Origin of the sequence: Lacinutrix neustonica (assembly GCF_026625145.1) — a bacterium.
Classification (GTDB): Bacteria; Bacteroidota; Bacteroidia; order Flavobacteriales; family Flavobacteriaceae; genus Lacinutrix; species Lacinutrix neustonica.
On record NZ_CP113088.1, the window covers coordinates 268817 to 289866 of the forward strand.

General features: G+C 36.0%; 17 protein-coding genes and 8 pseudogenes. 13 read left to right on the top strand and 12 right to left on the bottom strand.

What is annotated here, in order from left to right; all coding sequences use genetic code 11:
• The first annotated feature begins 18 nt into the window (after window positions 1-18).
• Window positions 19-1069, top strand: a pseudogene (locus tag N7U66_RS01435) (NAD(P)-dependent alcohol dehydrogenase).
• An 18-nt stretch (window positions 1070-1087) separates the two neighbouring features.
• A complete protein-coding gene (locus N7U66_RS01440) occupies window positions 1088-1507 on the top strand; it encodes an OsmC family protein (RefSeq protein ID WP_267677009.1) in 420 nt (139 codons plus the stop codon).
• Window positions 1508-1592: 85 nt separating this feature from the next.
• Here N7U66_RS01440 and N7U66_RS01445 read toward each other — a convergent pair whose 3' ends face one another.
• Window positions 1593-1865, bottom strand: coding sequence for a hypothetical protein (locus N7U66_RS01445; protein WP_267677011.1), 273 nt, complete (start codon window positions 1863-1865; stop codon window positions 1593-1595).
• Between the two features lie 208 nt (window positions 1866-2073).
• Window positions 2074-2358: a hypothetical protein gene (locus N7U66_RS01450; RefSeq protein WP_267677012.1), complete on the bottom strand. Its 285-nt coding sequence runs from the start codon at window positions 2356-2358 to the stop codon at window positions 2074-2076.
• A gap of 284 nt (window positions 2359-2642) precedes the next feature.
• Here N7U66_RS01450 and N7U66_RS01455 point away from each other — a divergent pair.
• From N7U66_RS01455 to N7U66_RS01465, 3 genes and pseudogenes are all read left to right on the top strand, one after another.
• Window positions 2643-2690 (top strand): annotated as a pseudogene (locus N7U66_RS01455) (hypothetical protein); the annotation flags it as partial.
• A gap of 59 nt (window positions 2691-2749) precedes the next feature.
• On the top strand, window positions 2750-3709 hold the full coding sequence (locus N7U66_RS01460) for an alkene reductase (protein ID WP_267677013.1): 960 nt from the start codon (window positions 2750-2752) through the stop codon (window positions 3707-3709).
• Window positions 3710-3726: 17 nt separating this feature from the next.
• Window positions 3727-5123: pseudogene (locus N7U66_RS01465) on the top strand (NAD-dependent succinate-semialdehyde dehydrogenase).
• An 83-nt stretch (window positions 5124-5206) separates the two neighbouring features.
• On the opposite strand, the gene N7U66_RS01470 reads toward N7U66_RS01465, so the two are convergent.
• The 6 genes and pseudogenes from N7U66_RS01470 to N7U66_RS01495 form a co-directional block, all read right to left on the bottom strand.
• Window positions 5207-6013 carry a type 1 glutamine amidotransferase domain-containing protein gene (locus N7U66_RS01470; RefSeq protein ID WP_267677014.1) on the bottom strand — a complete coding sequence of 269 codons (807 nt, stop codon included), beginning with the start codon at window positions 6011-6013 and terminating at the stop codon, window positions 5207-5209.
• Between the two features lie 9 nt (window positions 6014-6022).
• Window positions 6023-7183: pseudogene (locus N7U66_RS01475) on the bottom strand (iron-containing alcohol dehydrogenase).
• Between the two features lie 32 nt (window positions 7184-7215).
• The gene (locus tag N7U66_RS01480; RefSeq protein WP_267677015.1) at window positions 7216-8214 is read right to left on the bottom strand and encodes an NADP-dependent oxidoreductase; all 999 of its coding nucleotides are present in this window, start codon (window positions 8212-8214) and stop codon (window positions 7216-7218) included.
• Between the two features lie 11 nt (window positions 8215-8225).
• Window positions 8226-8859 (bottom strand): annotated as a pseudogene (locus N7U66_RS01485) (NAD(P)H-dependent oxidoreductase).
• Between the two features lie 18 nt (window positions 8860-8877).
• Window positions 8878-9456, bottom strand: a complete 579-nt coding sequence (locus N7U66_RS01490; RefSeq protein ID WP_267677016.1) for a TetR/AcrR family transcriptional regulator — start codon at window positions 9454-9456, stop codon at window positions 8878-8880.
• 198 nt (window positions 9457-9654) lie between these two features.
• The gene (locus N7U66_RS01495) at window positions 9655-9810 is read right to left on the bottom strand and encodes a YqaE/Pmp3 family membrane protein (protein ID WP_267677017.1); all 156 of its coding nucleotides are present in this window, start codon (window positions 9808-9810) and stop codon (window positions 9655-9657) included.
• A gap of 239 nt (window positions 9811-10049) precedes the next feature.
• Here N7U66_RS01495 and N7U66_RS01500 point away from each other — a divergent pair, with 239 nt between their 5' ends.
• Window positions 10050-10241: a cold-shock protein gene (locus tag N7U66_RS01500; protein ID WP_267677018.1), complete on the top strand. Its 192-nt coding sequence runs from the start codon at window positions 10050-10052 to the stop codon at window positions 10239-10241.
• Window positions 10242-10624: 383 nt separating this feature from the next.
• Window positions 10625-10817, top strand: a pseudogene (locus N7U66_RS01505) (cold-shock protein).
• A 160-nt stretch (window positions 10818-10977) separates the two neighbouring features.
• On the opposite strand, the gene N7U66_RS01510 reads toward N7U66_RS01505, so the two are convergent.
• Window positions 10978-11349, bottom strand: coding sequence for a hypothetical protein (locus tag N7U66_RS01510; protein WP_267677019.1), 372 nt, complete (start codon window positions 11347-11349; stop codon window positions 10978-10980).
• Between the two features lie 440 nt (window positions 11350-11789).
• On the opposite strand from N7U66_RS01510, the gene N7U66_RS01515 reads away from it, so the two are divergent.
• Window positions 11790-13130, top strand: coding sequence for a DEAD/DEAH box helicase (locus N7U66_RS01515; RefSeq protein ID WP_267677020.1), 1341 nt, complete (start codon window positions 11790-11792; stop codon window positions 13128-13130).
• Window positions 13131-13134: 4 nt separating this feature from the next.
• Window positions 13135-14446, top strand: a pseudogene (locus tag N7U66_RS01520) (DEAD/DEAH box helicase).
• Window positions 14447-14501: 55 nt separating this feature from the next.
• Here N7U66_RS01520 and N7U66_RS01525 read toward each other — a convergent pair.
• Entirely contained in the window at window positions 14502-15806 is a 1305-nt protein-coding gene (locus N7U66_RS01525; protein WP_267677021.1) for a hypothetical protein, read from the bottom strand.
• Between the two features lie 304 nt (window positions 15807-16110).
• On the opposite strand from N7U66_RS01525, the pseudogene N7U66_RS01530 reads away from it, so the two are divergent.
• The 4 genes and pseudogenes from N7U66_RS01530 (at window position 16111) to N7U66_RS01545 (ending at window position 19757) form a co-directional block, all read left to right on the top strand.
• Window positions 16111-17647 (top strand): annotated as a pseudogene (locus N7U66_RS01530) (SDR family NAD(P)-dependent oxidoreductase).
• A gap of 61 nt (window positions 17648-17708) precedes the next feature.
• The gene (locus N7U66_RS01535) at window positions 17709-18605 is read left to right on the top strand and encodes an EamA family transporter (protein WP_267677022.1); all 897 of its coding nucleotides are present in this window, start codon (window positions 17709-17711) and stop codon (window positions 18603-18605) included.
• Window positions 18606-18787: 182 nt separating this feature from the next.
• Complete coding sequence (locus N7U66_RS01540; protein WP_267677023.1) at window positions 18788-19099, top strand: hypothetical protein; 312 nt, start codon at window positions 18788-18790, stop codon at window positions 19097-19099.
• Entirely contained in the window at window positions 19062-19757 is a 696-nt protein-coding gene (locus N7U66_RS01545) for a magnesium and cobalt transport protein CorA (RefSeq protein WP_267677024.1), read from the top strand. The genes N7U66_RS01540 and N7U66_RS01545 overlap by 38 nt, the downstream gene beginning before the upstream one ends.
• A 231-nt stretch (window positions 19758-19988) precedes the next feature.
• On the opposite strand, the gene N7U66_RS01550 is transcribed toward N7U66_RS01545, so the two are convergent.
• A complete protein-coding gene (locus N7U66_RS01550; protein ID WP_267677025.1) occupies window positions 19989-20528 on the bottom strand; it encodes an SDR family NAD(P)-dependent oxidoreductase in 540 nt (179 codons plus the stop codon).
• Window position 20529: 1 nt separating this feature from the next.
• A complete protein-coding gene (locus N7U66_RS01555) occupies window positions 20530-20811 on the bottom strand; it encodes an SDR family NAD(P)-dependent oxidoreductase (RefSeq protein WP_267677026.1) in 282 nt (93 codons plus the stop codon).
• Between the last annotated feature and the right edge of the window lie 239 nt (window positions 20812-21050).

Below are 21050 nucleotides of genomic sequence, written 5' to 3' on the forward strand. Positions count from 1 at the left end.
AAATAAAAAAAACAAACAATGAAAGAAGTTAAAGCATACGGAACAGAGAGTAATAACGCAGATTTAGGGCAGATGACGATTGAGCGTCGTGACATTAAAGACAATGATGTAGAAATAGATATTTTATATTGTGGTGTGTGTCACAGTGACATCCACGCAGCTAAAAATGACTGGGGCAATTCTAAATACCCCTTAGTTCCAGGACATGAAATTATAGGTAAAGTCATACAAGTAGGAGATAGTGTTAAGCATTATAAGTCTCGGTGATTTGGTAGGAGTAGGTTGTATGGTGGATTCCTGCTTAGAATGCAGTGCCTGTAAGGAGGATTTGGAACAATTTTGCGAGAAAGGCATGGTCGGGACCTACAATGGTAAAAACAAACATACGGGCAAGCAAACATTTGGTGGATATTCTACAAGTATTGTTGTAAGAGAAGAATTTGTACTTAGCATTCCGGAAAATCCGGATATTAAAGGCGTTGCTCCATTATTATGTGCTGGAATAACTACCTTTTCCCCTTTAAACCATTGGAAAATTAAAAAAGGAGATAAGGTAGGCGTTATTGGTCTTGGTGGTTTAGGACATATGGGAATTAAATTTGCGCATGCCATGGGAGCAGAAACATACATGATAACGACCTCTCCGGAAAAAGCGGAGGATGCAAAAAAACTAGGAGCAGATGCCGTTTTAATTTCCAAAAATGAGGAAGACATGAAAAAACATAAAAACAGTTTCGATTTTCTTTTAAATACGGTGCCTGTAAAGCATGATATCAATCCGTACCTTAATCTTTTAAAACGTGATTCCACAATGGTCATGGTTGGAGCGATAGAACCTTTAGAGCCTATGCATGGTGGGAGCCTGATTATGGGTAGAAAACGAGTGGCTGGTTCGCTAATTGGAGGTATTAAGGAAACTCAAGAGATGTTAGATTTCTGTGGCGAACATAATATTGTGTCTGATGTCGAAATGATCGATATGAAAGCGATTAATAAGGCCTTTAAAAGAGTGCAGGATAGTGATGTAAAATACCGCTTTGTTATTGATATGAAAAGTTTAAAAAATTAATCAAAAAAACCAGATACTATGAAATTTACTAGAGAAGCGTCAGCAAGCTGGCAAGGGTCAGGAAAAGAGGGAAAAGGCCGGATAAATACGGGAAGTGGCGTTTTAGATGAGGCAAAATATGCCTTTGGAACTCGTTTTGAAAATGGAGTGGGCACCAATCCTGAAGAGCTTATTGGCGCAGCTCACGCAGGATGTTACACCATGCAATTGAGTTTTTTACTAAATGAAAATAACTATACAGCGGAGCATTTGCATACAGACGCCAAAGTGACCTTTAGAGATGGAGAAATTACAACTATAGATTTAAGCCTTAAGGGAAAAGTCCCCGGTATTAGTGAAAAAGAATTTGAAGCGATTAGTAATAAAGCCAAAGAGGTTTGTCCTGTATCCAAATTATTAAAGGCTGACATCACACTACAAGTAACTTTAGAAGATTAAAAGTTTGCTAAAATAGATATAAATAAAAAACGCCACAATCGTGGCGTTTTTTAATGGACTAATTTTAAATAATGTAGTTAAGAATTTAACTACTTTTTCTTAGGCGATCCATTACCGTTTCTTTTATATGTAATAGACTATTAACAATAGCCACCAATTCAAATTGTAAAAAACGTTTGTTTTTCGAGCTGAAATGGCTAATGTGGTGTGAATATAGCGGTTGGCCGTTTTTCTTAATACTAACGTAATAGGTGTCCTTTTCTGCATCAAAAACAATAGAACTCTTATAATTGCTTTCTAGTAAGAACCAATAGGACAGACTATTAATTTGATTGAATAAAGATAAGTTAGCTTCCATAGGTGTTTAATATTAATTATTTGGGTTTTATTAACGGGGTAAAATTCGGGATTTAAATGGTTATGTCCAAAACTATTGGGTATAGGTTTTGCTTTTTTCGATTAAAAGACGAACGGTCTCTATTTAAGGTTAAGTAGAATAGTAACAAAAAATCCTATAACATTGAACTCAATGTTATAGGATTTAATGGTATAGACACTGTCATTTACTATTTCAGATGGTTTGTATCTCGTTCTAAATTCTCATTGCCGTCCCCACCTTGGCTATATAATTGGTTTTCCTCATCTTTAAGGGCCCCTGGTTTTTTAGCCTTCGGTAAATCACGACCAGGAATGTCTAAATCTTTACCCGTAAAATCAACAGGTTTTTCTCTTTCTTCTAGTTGCTGGTCGTCACCTTCATCAGATCGTATATGTTCTTTGCGAGCTCCTAAAGCGTCTAGGTCGTCTTTGGTAATATCTGAATTGTAGTTGTTTTTATTTTTTGTTTTCATAGTAAGATGTATTTAGTTAATATTTTTTTTATGCTTAGAACCCCTTAAATTATTATAAAAAACAAAGATGTCTTGCTTTAAACACATTAATTATTAATGCATTAACTAAATTCAATGGTCTCATAGCCAATGACCCAACGACTCTAGTTGGAAAATAAAACCATAACGAGCACATTTCAAATTATTTATAACCCAATGCCTTTGCTTTTCTTAAGATAATCTTAAATGAATTGGCATTAGCCCCTGTGAATGTTAACTTTAGGAAAGAACCAAAACAAAAACAAATGAAACTATTTGAACCTTTCAAATTAAAGAATAAAACATTGAAAAATAGAATCGTTATGGCTCCCATGACACGTTCCGAGCGATTGAGAATATCCCTAATGAACTTATGGCAACCTATTATGGTCAAAGAGCAGGAGCGGGTCTCATTATTTCTGAAGGAACCTCACCATCCGTTAATGGTTTGGGTTATCCAAGAATTCCTGGTGCGTATTCCCCTGCCCAAATAGAAGGATGGAAAGCTATCGCAGAAGCAATCCATGAAAAAGGGAGTATACTTTTTGTACAATTAATGCACTGCGGGCGTATAACTTCTGCAGAAAATTTACCAAAAATGGGAGAAACGTTGGCTCCAAGTGCGGTAAAAGCTGATGGAAAAATGATGACAGATACGAAAGGCTTATTAGAGCATGAAACACCTAAAAAAATGACGCTTGAGGATATTGAAACCGCACAGATGGAGTATGTCAACTGTGCTAAAAACCTTATTAGAGTAGGGGTGGATGGCGTTGAGTTGCATTCAGCAAATGGCTATTTAATGGAGCAATTTTTAAATCCCAAATCTAATTTAAGAGCAGATGAATATGGAGGAAATTTTAAAAACAGGGCACGATTTGTTATAGAAACAACAAAGAAAGTAGTGGCTGCCATAGGCGCAGAAAATGTAGGCATACGTTTCTCTCCCTATGGGGAGATGAATGATGTTAAATCAGATTATGATGATTTGGTCGAGCTGTATGTATATCTCGCTACAGAGCTTAAAACCCTGGGTATCGCTTACATCCATATTGTAGATCATAGAGGAGAAATGGGCGCTCCTGAATTTAAAACCGAAATTAAGAAGACGATTAAAGGCGCTTTTGCTGGTACTGTTATCACGGGGGGAGAAATCCACTCTAAAGAGAAAGCGCAAGATGTTTTAGACCAAGGTTTTGATATGGCTTATATAGGCCGGTCGTTTATCAGCAACCCCGACTTGGTAGAGAAATTAAAAAACGATAAAGCATTAACCCAGCCCAAGGAAGCCTTGTTTTATACTCCGGGTGCCGAGGGATATACCGATTATTAATCCATTAAAATAAAAGTATGAGTACAGATAAAAAGAACAAAGGATTTGAAACCATAAATCCAACGACTGAGAAACCAATAGAACACTATGAGTTTATGACTGAAGAACAAGCATTTTCTGCCGTAAAATTATGTCATGAAGCTTTCCTGAAGTGGAAAATGAAGTCGCTAGACGAACGTGCCAAGATTATCAAAGGGATTGGTACCGCTCTAAAGGACAATAAAGAGGTTTTATCAAAAATAATGACAGATGAAATGGGTAAACTGCTTAAACACAGCTATCAGGAAATTGATCTGTGTATAGGTATTTGTGAGTACACGGCAACAGAAGGGGTTAAACAATTACAGGACGAAGAGCACACACTGGCCGATGGAGGTAAAGGAATCATTCAGCAAGCACCTCTTGGGGTGATTTATGGCATTCAACCTTGGAATTTCCCAACATATCAAGTGGTGCGTTATGCCATAGTTAATTTAATGGCAGGCAATGGAGTCCTTTTAAAACATGCACAAAACGTTACTGGTTCTGCATTACAGTTAAAAACTATTTTTGAAAAAGCAGGCGTACCAAAAGACCTCTTTACGGTCTTAATTTTAGATCATGATTTGTCAGATAAAATCATTGCCCATGATTTAGTGCGTGGTGTAACACTCACAGGAAGTTCGGAGCAGGTAAACACATTGCTAAAATAGCGGGTGAAGCTTTGAAAAAAACGGTTTTAGAACTAGGCAGTAATGATGCCTATCTCGTTTTAGATGATGCAGACATAGAACTGGCGGTAAAAACCTGTATTCAAGGACGTGTCTATAATAATGGCGAAACCTGTGTCGCTGCAAAACGATTTATTGTTGTAGACAAAGTTTATGATGAATTCAAAAAGGGCTTTGTGAAGGGGATGCAAAAAATAAATTATGGAAATCCTATGGATTCTGATGCTAAAATGGGCCCTATGGCAAGAGAAGACTTAAGAGAGACCATTCATCAACAAGTTTTAGATAGTGTTAAACAAGGTGCCGAGATTTTATGTGGTGGAGAAATACCTGAAGGCACAGGTTATTTTTATCCAGCCTCTATATTAGGAAACGTAAAGCCAGGGCAACCAGCCTATGACGAAGAGCTTTTCGGACCTGTGGCCTCTTTAATTAAAGCCAAAGATAATAAGGATGCCATGCGCATTGCAAACGACAGTCGTTTTGGATTAGGAGGCGGCATTTTTAGTAAAGATGAAGATAAAGCCATAGCCTTAGCTAAAATGCATTTCGATACTGGGATGATTAATATTAATTCTTACGGATTAGCACATCCTAATATGCCTTTTGGCGGTGTAAAAGATTCTGGTTATGGTAGAGAGCATGGCGGGTTTGGCATTCGAGAGTTTGTGAATTCCAAATCGATTTTAATGAATAAGAATTAATGCAATCCCTATTATAGGTTTAATTAGTAAAAAAGCCTGTAAACTTTAAGTTTACAGGCTTTTTTTTGATTGTGTTTCTTAGCTTATTTAATGGCTTCTAGTAATTTTTCGGCCACCAACTCTGACGAGGCAGGATTTTGTCCTGTAATTAAATTGCCGTCCTTTAAAACGTGCACACTCCAATCGTCACCTTTAGAATAGATGCCACCATTTTCTTTCAGCATATCTTCAACTAAAAACGGTACCACATCTGTTAAACCTACTGCTTTCTCTTCAGAATTAGTAAATCCAGTCACCTTTTTACCTTTAACTAAAGGAGAGCCATCCTCATTTTTAACGCCTTTTAGCGCCGCAGGTGCATGACATACAAAAGCAATTGGCTTGTCTTGTTTATTAAAGGTTTCTATTAAAGTAATAGAGTGCTCATCCGTTGCCAAATCCCATAAAGGTCCATGACCCCCTGGATAAAATACCGCATCATATTCTTTTGGGTTAACGTCAGCTAAAACGAGTGTATTGTTAATCTTTGCTTGTGCCGCGGCATCGTTATTATAACGTTCCGTTGCTTCTGTGCTGGCATCTTCTGTGGTACTGCTCGGGTCAATGGGTGCTTTCCCACCGTTTGGAGTTGCCAGTGTTACGTTAACCCCTTGGTCTGTTAATGTGTAATATGGGTTTGCAAATTCTTCTACCCAAAACCCTGTTTTTTTTCCTGTGTCTCCCAATTTATCATGAGAGGTTAATACGAATAATACGTTCATTTGTTTTTCTTTTTTCATGTTAGTTGTTTCTTCTGAAACCTTTTCAGAGGATTGTTCTGTTTTTTCCTGTTTACAACTCGTAGCTGTAATGATGGTTAGCACTAAGGCTAGTGTTTGTATTCTTTTCATATGTTATAATTAATAAGCCATTTTTACAATTTTTTCTACTTTATCTCGGCGATAGCGACTGATGTTCTCCTAATCCTAACCAGCCTCTATCTATAAAACGGTCTGCTATTTTTTTGGCAGTGCCTTCATAATCCTTCGTATAGTCAGACAACTTAGTGTCAATGCCTAAGTCATGAAAAAACGCCTCTGTTTTTTCAATGGCAGCATACGCTTTGTCGTCTATGCTTCCATCAGTTATATTCCAAACACGTGTGGCATATTGTGCCAATTTTTCTTTTTTGGCTTCAAAATTAAATTTGTAATGACTTGGCGTAATGACTGCTAAAGTGCGTGCATGATCTATCCCAAACAAAGCCGTTAACTCGTGCCCCATGGCATGAACGGCCCAATCGGTTGGCACCCCTTTTTGAATTAATCCGTTTAAAGCCATGGTGCAACTCCACATAAAATTAGAGGCCGCTTTATAGTCTGTGGGATCTTTTAACACCTTTGGAGCGACTTCAATTAAAGTTTGTAAGATGCTTTCAGCAAAGCGATCTTGCAATAAGGCACCTGTTGGATACGTCATATACTGTTCTAAAACATGCGTAAAAGCATCTGCTAAGCCATTGGCTATTTGACGTTTTGGAATAGACCTAATCACTTGAGGGTCTAATATTGAGAATTCCGGGAATAAACCGGGGCCTCCCATTGCGAGTTTTTCTTGTGTTTCTTTTCTTGTAATGACTGCACCGTAATTCATTTCAGATCCTGTGGCTGGTAAGGTTAATACTGTTCCAAACGGCATACCTTTTTCGGTTCTAATATTTTTGGTTAAAATATCCCATGGGGTTTCACCTTCATAAACCGCAGCTGAAGATAAAAATTTAGTGCCATCAATTACAGAGCCACCACCAACAGCTAATAAATAAGTAATATTTTCTGTTTTAATCACTTGTAAAGCATCCATTAATACAGCGTACTCGGATTCGCAGGAATACCTCCAAACTCAACAACCTCAACTTTAGCTAAAGCCGTTTTTACTTGGTCGTAAATGCCGTTTTGCTTAATGCTTCCGCCTCCATAAAGTAATAATACTTTAGTGTCAGCCGGAATTTCCTTTCCTAAGGTTTTTATAGTGTCCTTACCAAAAATAATTTTGGTGGGGTTTTTAAATTCAAAATTGTTCATTATTAGTTTTCTTTTTGTTAGTTCATAAAAATTTATAGTTTCACAATCATTTTTCCTTTATTTTTTCCTTCAAATAAAGCAATGAATGCCTCAGGAATTTTTTCAAAACCATGAACAACAGTTTCAGAGTAGGTAAGCTTTTCTTGAGCTAACCACTGCGATAAGTGTGACATGGCCTCCGGGAATTTTTCAGAATAATTAGAGACAATAAAGCCTTGCATTAAAGCGCTATTTTTTACAAGAAAAGGTTGTACACAAAGACTTTTTGGGGTTTCTGTAGCGTTATATACAGAAATGGCACCACAAATGACAAGCCTTGCAAATCGATTAATGTTGAATAATATAGCATCTGAAATTGGGCCACCCACATTGTCAAAATATATATCTACCCCATTTGGAGCTGCTTTCGCAATATCTTCACTAATGTCCTTACTCGTATTGTAATTGATACCTGCATCAAAACCAAATTTGGTTTTTAACAGGTTTACTTTTTCATCTGTTCCTGCTATTCCTATAACCGTAAGTCCAAGGATTTTACCTATTTGTCCAACAACACTTCCTACAGCCCCTGCAGCTCCCGATACAACGAGGGTTTCTCCGGCTTTCGGCTTCCCAATTTCGTTCAAACCTAAATACGCTGTTAGTCCAGTCATTCCTAAAACACCCAAATAAGCACTTAAAGGTGCTTTAGAGTCATCTACTTTTAAAAGGCCTTCACCAGTAGACACTTGTTTTGTTTGCCATAAGAGCATACCTGTTACAAAATCTCCGGACGAAAAATTTTTATTTTTCGAGGCGATGACCTTTGCGACAATCCCGCATTGTATGGGTTTATTGAGTTCAAAGGACGGAATGTATGATTTAGCGTCACTCATTCTTCCTCTTAAATAAGGGTCTACAGAGACATAAGCGGTTTCTAACAGAAGTTCACCATCTTGAATCGTGAGATCCTTATCTGTTTCTTTAAATTCAAAATCTGATAATTTGGGCGTTCCAATAGGTCTGTTTTTTAATAAGATGGTTTGTATCATAAGAATTATTTTTAGTCGATTAGTGTCACTAAATCTTCGGTGGGCTTTCTCACTTTTTCTAAGTCATCCAACCAGTCTTCTTTTGGAGCGCGATAACCCAATGTGAGTATAACAGTGCTACGTAACCCTTTTTCTTTTAACCCTAATATTTTATCTACTGCTTCTGCATCAAAACCTTCCATAGGGGTGGTATCTACTTTTTCGTATGCTGCGGCTACCATAGCTATGCCTAAAGCAATGTAAGCTTGCTTTGCAGCGTGATTATAGTTTTCTTCGGCATCTTTTTGTGGATACGAATTTAGAAGTTGCTGTCTGTAATTTTCCCAGCCTTCATTTTTAAAGCCACGGATGTCGTTTGTTAAATCGAACATGTAATTAATTCGTTCTTTCGTGTAGGTATCCCAAGCCGCAAATACCAAGAGGTGAGAACATTCTGTAATCACCGATTGGTCCCAAGCAACCGGCCTGATTTTCTTTTTTACCTGCTCGGTTGGTAATCACCATTATTTCAAAGGGTTGTAAACCACTAGAAGTTGGTGCCAATCGCGCTGCTTCAATAATTTTATCTACTTTTTCTTGAGGCACTAAGGCACCACTCATAGCCTTTGTAGCGTATCTCCAATTTAATTTATCTAATAATTCCATAGTTATATTCTTTTTTACTTAATGTTTAATACTGTCCCAGGCCGCTTGATAGGCGTCTTCTATTGTATTTTTATCTATTTTGAACGCACCACGGTCTTGCATGACCATTAAAAAGGATAGCGGATTAATAGTATAGGCATATAAGAGGTAATCTGAGAGCGGTTTTATAATACGTTCTTGTCTACCGCGTTCCCATAAGTCGAGTAGGGGTTTTAGGTGTTTTATGCCAGCCTGTCTACTGTCTTCGTCAATTACAGGTGTGTTATCACATTGTGCTAAAAATAGCGCCTCTTCACCTTCATTAAGTTTAAAGTCTGCAATTCGTTTCCATATGAGTTCAAAACCTTGGGCTACTGGCATATGGTCTTGGTACGTGGCAAAAGCGTAAGCGGTAAACGCCGCTTTAACGCCTATATAAACTTTGTTTACCAAATCTTGTTTATTTTCAAAATACAAATAAATAGTAGCTGGCGACACATTGGCCATTTTTGCAATCTTAGACATTGGTGTGGCATGAAATCCATTGTTATTTACTAGAGTGATCGTGGCTTTAACCAATGCGTTCCGTTTAATTTCGCTTTTTTTTAGTACAGTCATGAGGTGTATTTATTTTGTAAAGGTAAATTAAAAATGAACGTTCATTCTTTTTTTAACAATACTTTATAAAAGATATTATACCACATAATATATTTGATAGGGGAAGAAGTAGAGAGGGGAACTAGTGATCAATTAAAAAAAGGAAGGGCATATGATACGCTTCCTTTATAATTAAGAGATTAAATTACTACAATATTTTTAATCATTATTTACAATAAATGCATGGATAACACCTGGTAACCATCCTAAAATCGTTAGTAGAAGATTAATTAGAAAAGCAGTACCTAGTCCATGTTTTAAAAATACGGCTAATGGTGGTAATAAAAGGTTTAAAATAATAGTTAGTAAAGACATGTTTTTTTGTTTTAAGTTGTCATGCAAATTAATAGTAAAGTCCTAAAAGAATTTGCTTAAACACGTTTAGTTTTAGTTCATTTGCGAAATTGCAACGGAGGCTTTTAGCTTCCGTTTATTAATCGGAGGGTAGTTGTCAATTGTAAGACTATCAGATGTTTCATATGAATAAGATATAAAAACGTGGCACGCTAATTGCCTTATATAAAGTAATTATTAAAATTAAATATATTATTATTATGAGTAAAGGAACAGTAAAATTTTTCAACGATGCGAAAGGCTTTGGATTTATTACAGAAGAAGGCGTTGAAAAAGACCACTTTGTACACATTTCAGGATTAATCGACGAGATTCGCGAAGGCGATCAGGTTGAATTTGATCTACAAGAAGGTAACAAAGGCTTAAATGCAGTAAACGTAAAAGTATTATAACATATAAGTTACTTTTTAGCAAAAGCCCATCAATTTAAATTGATGGGCTTTTTTTTTGGTTTTTGAATATTATTTAAAGCGGGATGCTAAGAATTTATCATGCTTGTAATGTGTTAGTGTTTTAAGACAACTAAAAATCTAAAACATACCCTATTTCAAAAAAAATACCAGTCAATAGTAGCACTAGCACAGGTGTATAAAACTCCTTGTCATTAAAAAAGTCGCGTTCTCCCAATTTCCCCACATCTTTCCCATATTCTTTTTTGAATTGACCATTAGTGAATCTTCAAAAAATAAAAGTGAATATTAAAAAGAGAGGATTACAAAACATGGCACACTAATTGCCTTCTATATAGTAATTATTAAAATTAAATTATATTACAATGAGTAAAGGAACAGTAAAGTTTTTCAATGATGCCAAAGGTTTTGGATTCATAACTGAAGAAGGTTCAAACGAAGAACATTTTGTACACATTTACTGGATTAGTAGACGAGATTCGCGAAGGCGATGACGTTGAATTTGATCTACAGGAAGGTAAAAAAGGATTAAATGCAGTAAACGTAAAAGTTTTATAACACATAAGTTACTTTTTAGTAAAAGCCCATCAATTTAAATTGATGGGCTTTTTTATTTCTATATCTGTTTTAAAGCTAAGGATCACCTCGTTTTCCACGAATAAAGAGTAAGTGTTCATATTATAACTGTGATCTCTTGAAAATCACGACGTATTTTTGATTAAAACAGCGTGTTCATTTGAAACGTTGCTATAAAAAGGAGCATTCCTATTGCTATCAATACGTGAAGACCGAAGCCAATATAGTTTAAAACTTGAACATAAGAGTTGTGGTGATAGCCTACTATGGAATAAAGCGCAACTATTAAAATACAGACTTCAAAACCTAATGCGAACGCTTCTCTAATGTCGAAGTGATGTTGCTTGATGCTCAAATTTTTGTTAATCCAAAAAATAAACACACTTATCGCCACAACAGCATTGACATAAGACATTAATACTGTTGCTTTCAATATTTTGTACCCCACGACAACGGCTACTAAATGGCCAATCAAAATACCTACTATTACTAAACTTAGAAACGTATTACTCATAAAAATAATCGATATTTTTTTGCTTTTAACAGAAGATATGGTTCCTAGCCAATCGCGATTTTTTATCCAATGATTCTCCGCAGAAAATTAGATACTATAAAGAGAAACGGTCTTAGGTTAATTAGCAAAATAGTCATTTTTTTTCTGAAGAAACGTATTCCAAACCGCTTTTTCAGCAGACCGCCCATAACGGCGCTGCCTTTGATATAATAATAGACTATATTTCTTAATAAGCACGTCGGCCTTGTGATCCTAAGTTTTATATTTTTATAAAACAGAAAAGGCGTAACCCAACGCCATTAGTTTTATTCTAAAGGAGATTTTCAATAGCCCAGCAATTTATTTTTTAAGCCTTTTTTATACCTGGTCGATAACTATATCTTTTAAAAACTATCAAAAACCAATAAAACTGTACTTATCTTTGCCGCAAATAAATTTTCATGTCAAAACAATTTTCCAGCTTAGGGATTAATACTGCATTACAACAAAGTTTAGCCGCATTGAATATTACAGAACCTACGGCTATCCAAGCGAAAGTGATTCCTGTGATCTTAAATAAAGAAGACGATGTGGTTGCTTTAGCAAAAACGGGAACTGGTAAAACGGCAGCGTTTGGCCTGCCATTACTTCAGTTAATTGATGTAGAGAACACAGAGGTTCAAGCCGTTATATTAGCTCCAACCGGAGAATTAGGACAACAAATTTATAATAACCTTGTAAGTTATGCCACTAATAGTTCGGAAATTTCTATTGCTAGCCTTTGTGGTGGCACGCCTGTAAAACCACAAATAGAACGTCTTAAAAAGGAGACACACATCGTTGTGGCGACCCCAGGACGTTTAGTCGATTTAATAGAGCGTCAGGCCATTAACATTAAAAATTGCTCCTATTTAGTGCTGGATGAGGCAGATGAAATGGTGAGTGCTTTAAAAGAAAGTTTGGAACTCATTGTTAAAGTCCTTCCGAAATCGCGAAGAACCCTACTTTTTACAGCGACGTTGCCAGGCACTGTTAAGCAATTAATTCAAAACAACCTTTCCAATAAGGTGATACAGATTGAAGCTGAGATGGCTACTGTTGGTCATCAAGGGATTGACCACCAATATGTCGTCGTAGAGCCCATAGAAAAGTTACATGTTTTAATGCATTTTCTTAATGCGAGAGTGGGAGCGCGCGGTATTATTTTTTGCAAAACGAAAGCAGCAGTTAACAAGCTTGCTAAAAATTTAGCGATTAATAAATTCTCATCCGGGGCCATTCATGGGAGTTTAATTCAAGGCATTCGCGATCGTATTATGGGACAATTTAGAGAAGGTCATATTGATATCTTAGTAGCTACAGATTTGGCCGCTCGGGGTATTGATGTTAAAGATTTGTCTTATGTCGTTAATTACCACTTACCAGATACTTATGATGCGTATGTGCATCGCAGTGGACGTACAGCAAGGGCAGGAGCCTCCGGTTTAGCGTTAAGTGTGATTCAAGAAGACGAAGTAAAGGATATACCGGAATTTGAAGCAGAATTAGGGATCATTTTTAAGCCATTCAAAAAAGCAGATGCACAAAGCATTGAAGAGAATAACGGATTGTTGTGGGCTAAAAAGATTTTTAAAATAAAACCCAATCGCGAAGTTTCAGAAGATTTTAAAGGGAAGATAAAAACTATATTTCATCATTTAACGAAAGAAGAGTTAGTGGACAAAATTTCGGCAAATTATATTGCTGAAACCAAAACGATTATTGAAAAACCAGCCATAACTAAAAAGAAAAAGAAACACTAATCCTATGGCAAATATTATAAAAGCACAGAAAGATATTTTAGCGAAACTAAATATTGAAGCGCTAAACCCCATGCAGGAAGAAGCTCTTTTATCTATTGGTGCAGTAGAAAACACCGTGTTGTTATCGCCTACAGGTTCAGGGAAAACCGTTGCTTTTTTGTTACCCACTATGGAAGGCTTAGATAAAAATAGCGAACTCGTACAGCTTCTTATTTTGGTCCCCTCTCGTGAATTGGCGATTCAAATAGAGCAGGTAATTCGTGAAATGGGCTCGGCTATAAAGCAAATGCTGTTTACGGTGGTCGGCCCTTTACTAAAGATAAAATAGAATTAGCCCACCCACCAGCCATACTTATTGGAACCCCAGGGCGTGTTGCCGATCATTTGCGTCGTGAAACCTTTAGTGTTGAAGCTATCAAAACCTTAGTTTTAGATGAATTTGATAAATCTCTAGAAGTCGGCTTTGAAAAGGAAATGAGTGAGATTTTATCACGATTACCGCATATTAAAAAACGGGTGTTAACCTCTGCCACTCAAGATATGGTTATCCCACGTTTTGTAGGATTAAAAGACGAAATAATTATTGATTATTTAGACTCAAAAACATCCCAGTTAGCCCTCAAAAAAGTAGTCTCTCCGAGATAAAAATAAGTTGCAAATTTTAGTGGATTTACTCCATCACATTGGTAACAAACCAGGGATTATCTTCTGTAACTTTAAAGATACTATTCAGTATGTGAGTGATTTTTTAAACGAGAATGCGATTCCGCATGGCTGTTTTCATGGAGGCATGGAGCAAATAGATAGAGAACGGGCACTTATTAAATTTAGAAATGGAACACATCAAATCATCATTGCTACAGATTTAGCGGCGCGAGGTTTAGATATTCCTGAATTAAACTATATCATTCACTATCAATTGCCACTAAAAGAGCAGGAATTCACACATAGAAATGGTAGAACGGCAAGAATGAATTCGCAAGGAACAGCCTATGTATTACAATGGGAAGGGGAGTATTTACGAGACTTTATTAAAATACCCAACATTGAAAAACTAGAATCGAAACCGGCAGAAATAATTTCAAAGTGGTCTACCTTGTTTATTTCTCGGCGGACGAAAAGATAAGATTTCAAAAGGTGATGTTGCAGGTTTATTTTTTAAACAAGGGGGATTACAGAAAAATGAATTAGGGGTTATTGAATTAAAACAAGATTGTGCATTTGTTTCTGTGCCGCAAGATAAAGCAGAGGCGCTCGTACTCAAAACAAACAATACCGGACTAAAAAAGAAAAAAGTGAGAATTTATATCATATAAATTCTCACTTTTTTCTTAATAAGCTTCTCACATGCTCTGTCTTATAAACCCATAATTAATCTTCAGTAGAGGCTACTATTTTATTGATGCGTAATCTAAAATCTGGGTACCTCTTGTTTTTTGAATCAATAAAGGTTTCTGAATCTGAAGTTTTAGAGTACACATTAAAAAAGGCGCTATTGCCATACCAGTTTTCTAAATCTTCGTTGTTAGAGTTGTTTTCGATAAAAATATTGCCATTGCAATTATTAAAATACATGTTAGTGAATTTTATTTTTTCCAAAGTGTCATTATCTAGAACAAAACTTTTTTCAAATACAGCGGCTGGATTAAAACCCGAAATTACACTTTTACTCATAGCCAATGACGTATGGTTAGAGACGTAGATGGCCTCGTTTACTAACCCAACATTAATGTCTGCTTGTAAATCTTTACTAAGATTTAATAAGGTTAGGTTTTGTGCCGTAACGGCGGTCTGTTTTTTAGTGAAATCGACTTCTTCTTTTGTGATATATGAAGAAACAGACAGACACCTTGAGCCATTAACACCGGACACGTAAGGGGATCGAATAGCCAAAGAATTACTAAGCGTACTTTGTGTTCCATAATTGAACGTATAATCGGTACCCTTTGATTTATAAGAAATCATTTTGTTTAAATTCACTGCGCCACCTAATATATTGAAAGCGTTCCCGCCACAGTAACTAATCATTACGTTTTCTAAAACGGTGGCATTCCCTACACCAGCTAATGTAAGACCATTATAATATCCATGGTTTTTAGTTCTTTTTCCTGCGTATTCAATTCTTACATATTTTAAAATACCGTAATTACTTTCAGCATTATCACCGCCATAGCTGGTGTACGCAAACGATGATGGTTTTAAACCAAAATCTACGGCAGAGGCATTACCAAATTTATTGGTTGGCGCATCTCCAAGAATAAACAAGCCACCCCAATCACCTTCTTTTTTAACACCTCTATTAGAGGTGAAAATAATAGGGTCTGTTTCCGAACCCTCTGCTATTAAAGTAGCCCCTTTACTGATGGTTAGAGAACCATTGGTTGCGAAATCACCTAAAATAACCGTACCAGGTTCTATGGTGAGGGTTGTGCTATCGGTAACAAACACACTTCCTGACAATAAGTAAGTTTCTCTCTTTGTTAATTTAGTGTCTTGGGTAATATTACCGGTTAAGATTTGGGTTGGGGAACCATAATCCTCCGCTTTAGGTTGAAACTCTGTCCAAGAATTTAACCAGTTTTCTTCACCAGTTATCCCTTTTTCTTGTTGCGCATAAAGTGTCCCCATAAATAAAAGGGTGGCACCAATTGCTATTTGTTTTGTGAGGCTTTTCATAATTAGTAAATTTAGTTTAACAAATTTCTTACTTAAAATTATTAAGAGTGTTGCCAATACCATTAGGGTAAGTAGATTCATCTGTTTCATTTTAATTTAATTACTATAATATAATCAAGAGTGATGCCAAAAAATTATAACCTGTTAAAGCGGCACTTATATAGAGATTAAAAAGTAAGGGCAGGGAATGAAAATAATTGATAAAGAACGCGGTGATATTGTTTGATAATAGTAATATTGCAAGATTGTTTTTAGTCATTTTTTTTAAGACAAACTTTGGTGTTTCTTTATAATAAAATAATTTATGAGTCAAAATATCTCAGATCAAGACATCACTTCTTGTATCGCTACACTTCAGAAGTTATTAGAGGATACCAATCAGCTTTTTGATTTACCAGAAACACAACGCGTTGCACTATTTAAGGTAGCTGGCGAATTATCACGACCAAATCGTGATGAATTTCAACGCAGAAGAAAAGATGCCAAAAAGGCAGCAAAACGCAAAATGATTGCCCGAGATGTGCATGCCCGAAAAGAAACTGGTATTCGTTCAGCAAGAGAAGCCGCTGTTTTTGTAGCACCAAAACTATTAACCGCAGCTGTGCAAAAAGAAAAGCCAAAGCAATTAGAGTCACCAAGAAACTGCTATGTTTGTAAAACGGTTTATACACAATTACATCATTTTTATGATACGATGTGTACCAGTTGTGGCGATTTAAATTATGCCAAACGTTTTCAAACGGCAGATTTAACAGATCAAGTAGCCGTAATTACGGGGTCACGATTAAAAATCGGGTACCACATTACCTTAATGTTATTACGTTACGGTGCAACAGTGGTTGCTACAACACGTTTTCCAGCAGATTCAGCCATACGTTTTGCCAAAGAAGAGGACTATCACGATTGGGCACATAGATTACATATTCACGGATTGGATTTACGTCATATCCCAAGTGTAGAAATTTTTTGTAATTATATCGAACAGAAATACGACCGTTTAGATATTCTCATTAATAATGCAGCACAAACCGTAAGACGTCCTTCGGGTTTTTATAAACATATGATGGAAAACGAAGGCCTTCCTGTAGATCAATTACCTATTCTAGCTAGAGAATTATTAAAAGAACATCATTTGTGTTTGGAAGAATTATCGGCGTTAAGCGTTAGTACTTCAAAAACCAGTAAAAATAATGTTTTACCTGTAACCTGGCATGGCCCGAGAACCAGGAATAGGCTTGAGAAACTCAGCAGAACTCTCTCAAATTCCTTACAGCTTTGATAATTCGTTACAAACAGCAGAAGTGTTCCCTGAAGGGAAATTAGATGCCGATTTACAGCAAGTAGATTTAAGAAAAACAAATAGCTGGCGTTTAAAATTGGGAGAAATTGAAACCACAGAAATGGTGGAAGTGCAATTGGTAAATGCCGTAGCGCCTTTTGTTTTATGTAATCGATTATCAAACCTAATGATGAAAGAAAACACGGGCAAGAAACATATTATTAATGTGTCGGCAATGGAAGGGAAATTCCATAGGTTTAAAAAGGAAGACCGCCACCCACATACCAATATGGCGAAAGCGGCTTTAAACATGTTAACCCATACCTCGTCGGCTACTTTTGCAAAATCAGGTATCTATATGAATGCTGTGGATACGGGTTGGGTAACCGATGAAGATCCTGCAGAATTATCGAAAAAGAAAGTCGAAATCCATGATTTTCAACCGCCTTTAGATATTGTTGATGGTGCCGCACGCGTCATGGATCCTTTAATTGATGGGATTAATACGGGGAAACATTGGAGCGGAAAATTTTTAAAAGATTATTTTCCTATTGATTGGTAAGATTTAGAGTGTCAACAAAGCAAAAAATAAATACAGTTTTACTTTAATTGAATTAATAAGGATGCCAAAACTCAGTTCAAAAGCTTTAATTATAGTTGCCTTTTTCGCCATTTATGTCATTTGGGGATCCACCTATTTGCTCAATAAAATAGCTGTGACCGCGTTACCGCCATTTTTCTTGGCTGCTATTCGCTTTTTCTGTGCGAGTCTCTTGATTTTCGGTATTTCGAAAATCATGAAACTCGATTTATCGATTACCAAACGACAGTTTATTAATTCGGTTATTGTTGCTTTTTTATTCTTAGTGTATGGCAATGGGGTTTTTGTGTGGGCCTTAAAATATATTGACAGTGGTTTTGGCGCTTTATTAGCGTCTACGCAACCCTTATTCGTGTTGTTACTAATGCGATTGATGGACAATAAAAGAATGCAAACCAAATCGTTAGTCGGAGTTTCTCTTGGCATCATTGGGATGTATTTATTGGTGAGTCAGCGTGAATTAGTCACTAATGAATACACCTTGCTTGGGATTTTTATGATTTTCACCTGCGTTTTTGGCTGGAGTTACGGCAGTGTCTTTGTTTCAAAAGCCAACTTACCAAAAAGCTACTTTGTGAGCACGGGCTATCAAATGGTACTGGCTAGTGTGATGTTAACGGTGGCTAGCTTGTCTTTTGGTGAAGTTTGGATTTCACCTTTAGAATGGAGTACGGAGGTGAGCTGGTCCATGATTTTACTTATTACTTTTGGTAGTGTGATTGCCTTTACGGCATTTAATTATTTACTTAAGGAGGTTTCTACAGAAAAAGTAGCGACTTCAGCCTATGTTAATCCCGTAATCGCTCTGTTTTTAGGCTGGTATATTTTAGATGAAACCTTAAGTGTGCAATCTATAATAGCCGCCGCGGTATTGTTAACGGGTGTCTATTTTATTACCAGCCGAAAGCGACTGGCCTGATACCATTAGAGCTCGAAATAAACTTAGAACGAACTGTCATTTGATAATTAGGCTTATCTAATTATTTTCTTTAGTTTAGTATACGTAAGGGTGTCGTAGTTTTGAAATGATTTTCGATTGCCTTCAACTTTAGACTTTTTAATAGCATTATTAATACTTTAAAAAATCAGGAATTAACAATCATGGCAAGGTTTACTACAAAACACAAACAAGAGATTGGATTATCTCCCGATGAATTTATATTTAGAGGCGAGCAAAAAATAGCGACCGTATTGCTTCGTATTATAGATTTTGATTCCGAAAACCAAAAGGAAGACAGTGTCAAAACCGTTAAAGATGTAATTGATTATCAATATAAGGATACGGTTACTTGGTTTAACATAGATGGATTGCATAATAAATCTATCATGGAAGAGGTTTCTAAAGGCTTTAATTTAGATACACTAATTTTAGCCGATGTTATGGATACTCATGCCGAGACCCAAGGTTCATGAATATGTTAACTGTATTTTTTTATCTATTAAAATGCTTCAGCAAGATGAACATACTGGTGTGATTTCTGTTGAGAATCTTAGTATTATTCTAACCAAGTCCATTTTAATCTCGTTTCAAGAAAAAAAAGGCGATGTTTTTGAGCCTGTTAGAGAACGTATTAGAAATCAGAAAAAAAGAATTCGGAATTACGGGACCGATTATTTACTATATGCTTTGCTTGATATTGTAGTAGACAATTACATTTATATTATTAGCACCCTTGGTGAACGCATAGAAAATCTTGAGGAGTCCCTGCTTCTCGATCCAAAACAAGGGGTTCTTGAAAAAATTAATGGTTATAAACGTGAATTGAACTTTTTAAGAAAAAACATAAACCCTGCCAAGGAAATGATTCTAAACCTATCAAAAATGGAATCAGAATTTATTGAAGATCGCAATCATGTACATTATAAAGAACTTCAGGACAATATTAATCAAGCGATAGAAACCTCAGAAAGTTATAGAGAAATCTTGTCAGATCAACTCAATATTTATCATACCACGATAAGCACCAAATTAAATGACATCATGAAGTTTTTAACGGTATTTTCTGTAATATTTATACCGCTCACCTTTATCGCAGGCATTTACGGTACCAATTTTGAAGTGGTGCCGTAACTTAAATATGAATACAGTTACTTTATTATGTGGGGCGTTATGGCTGTTGTTGCTATAGGCATGTTGTATTATTTTAAGAAAAAGAAATGGTTGTAATTGGCAATAACTTAATGAATCGCAAATAGAGCATTGCCTGACATCTATTTATATGAGGCTTATCAAGAATACCTCATAAAAAAATACTCCCAAGAATTCTAATCATGAGAGTATTACATACATGCTTAAAAAATTCTATTTTTTTGAAGGATCTACAGCATCCGATTGTATGCTATATTGGTTGTCTTGATACTTTTTACATAGGTCTACAAAATTATCGGGTAATATCGTTCTGAAATCGTGAGATTCTTGAGGAATGAGGTCTATCATCTTGTCAATCATGGCCTGAGGATCAAATTGATTTTCTGCCATGACTTTCGCGGCGGCTTCAATCTTTTTTATTGGTGTGAAATGGGTATCTTCATTAAACCACTGTGCGTAGTTGTCATACATTCTATCGTTAAAACCAGTGTCATATGGTCCTGGATTAATAGTCGCAACGGTAAGACCCATTGGTGTTAATTCATCTCGTAACGATTGTACTATAGCCTCAAGTGCATGTTTAGAAGCATTGTAAGCGCCTAAATAGGGGGTGGTAGACAGTCCGGCAACTGAAGAAACGAAGACTAATTTTCCGCTACCTTTTGCTACCATTTTTCTTATAAAAGGTTGAGCAAACTCCAAATTTGAAAACACATTGGTTTCCATAACTTCACGTATTAATCCTACTGGCATCTCAGAAACTGGTCCGAGAATGACCTATTCCGGCATTACTTACTAGGATGTCTATGTCGTATTGCCAAGCCTTCCGGCAGTCCATTAAGTCTAAAATATTTAATTTTATAATTTCAAGAGTATCCGTAACACCCGCTTTTTGTGCATCTTCAATTAATCTTGATTTTTGTTCCCATTTATGAACACCAGCAATAACGTTATGACCTTTAGCCGCAAGACCTAATGCGGTGCCTTTTCCTAACCCTGATCCCGCACCTGTAATTAAAATTGTTTTTTTATTCATGGTTTATCGTTTTCTTACAAGATAGAACTAAACCGAATGATTTTATTTTTTTTAGCATAATTTTAGGATTAACGTCAGCTATAAAGGACGTTAGCAGATCTAAAAGTTCTTTTTTATTGCTTTTAAATAGCAGGTTTACACAAAAAAATAATTATTTAGTTGAAAATTAATGAATTAAATTGTTGTTAATTAAATTATTGGTGCCATCTTTGCATTATAAATAATATATTAAAATTACA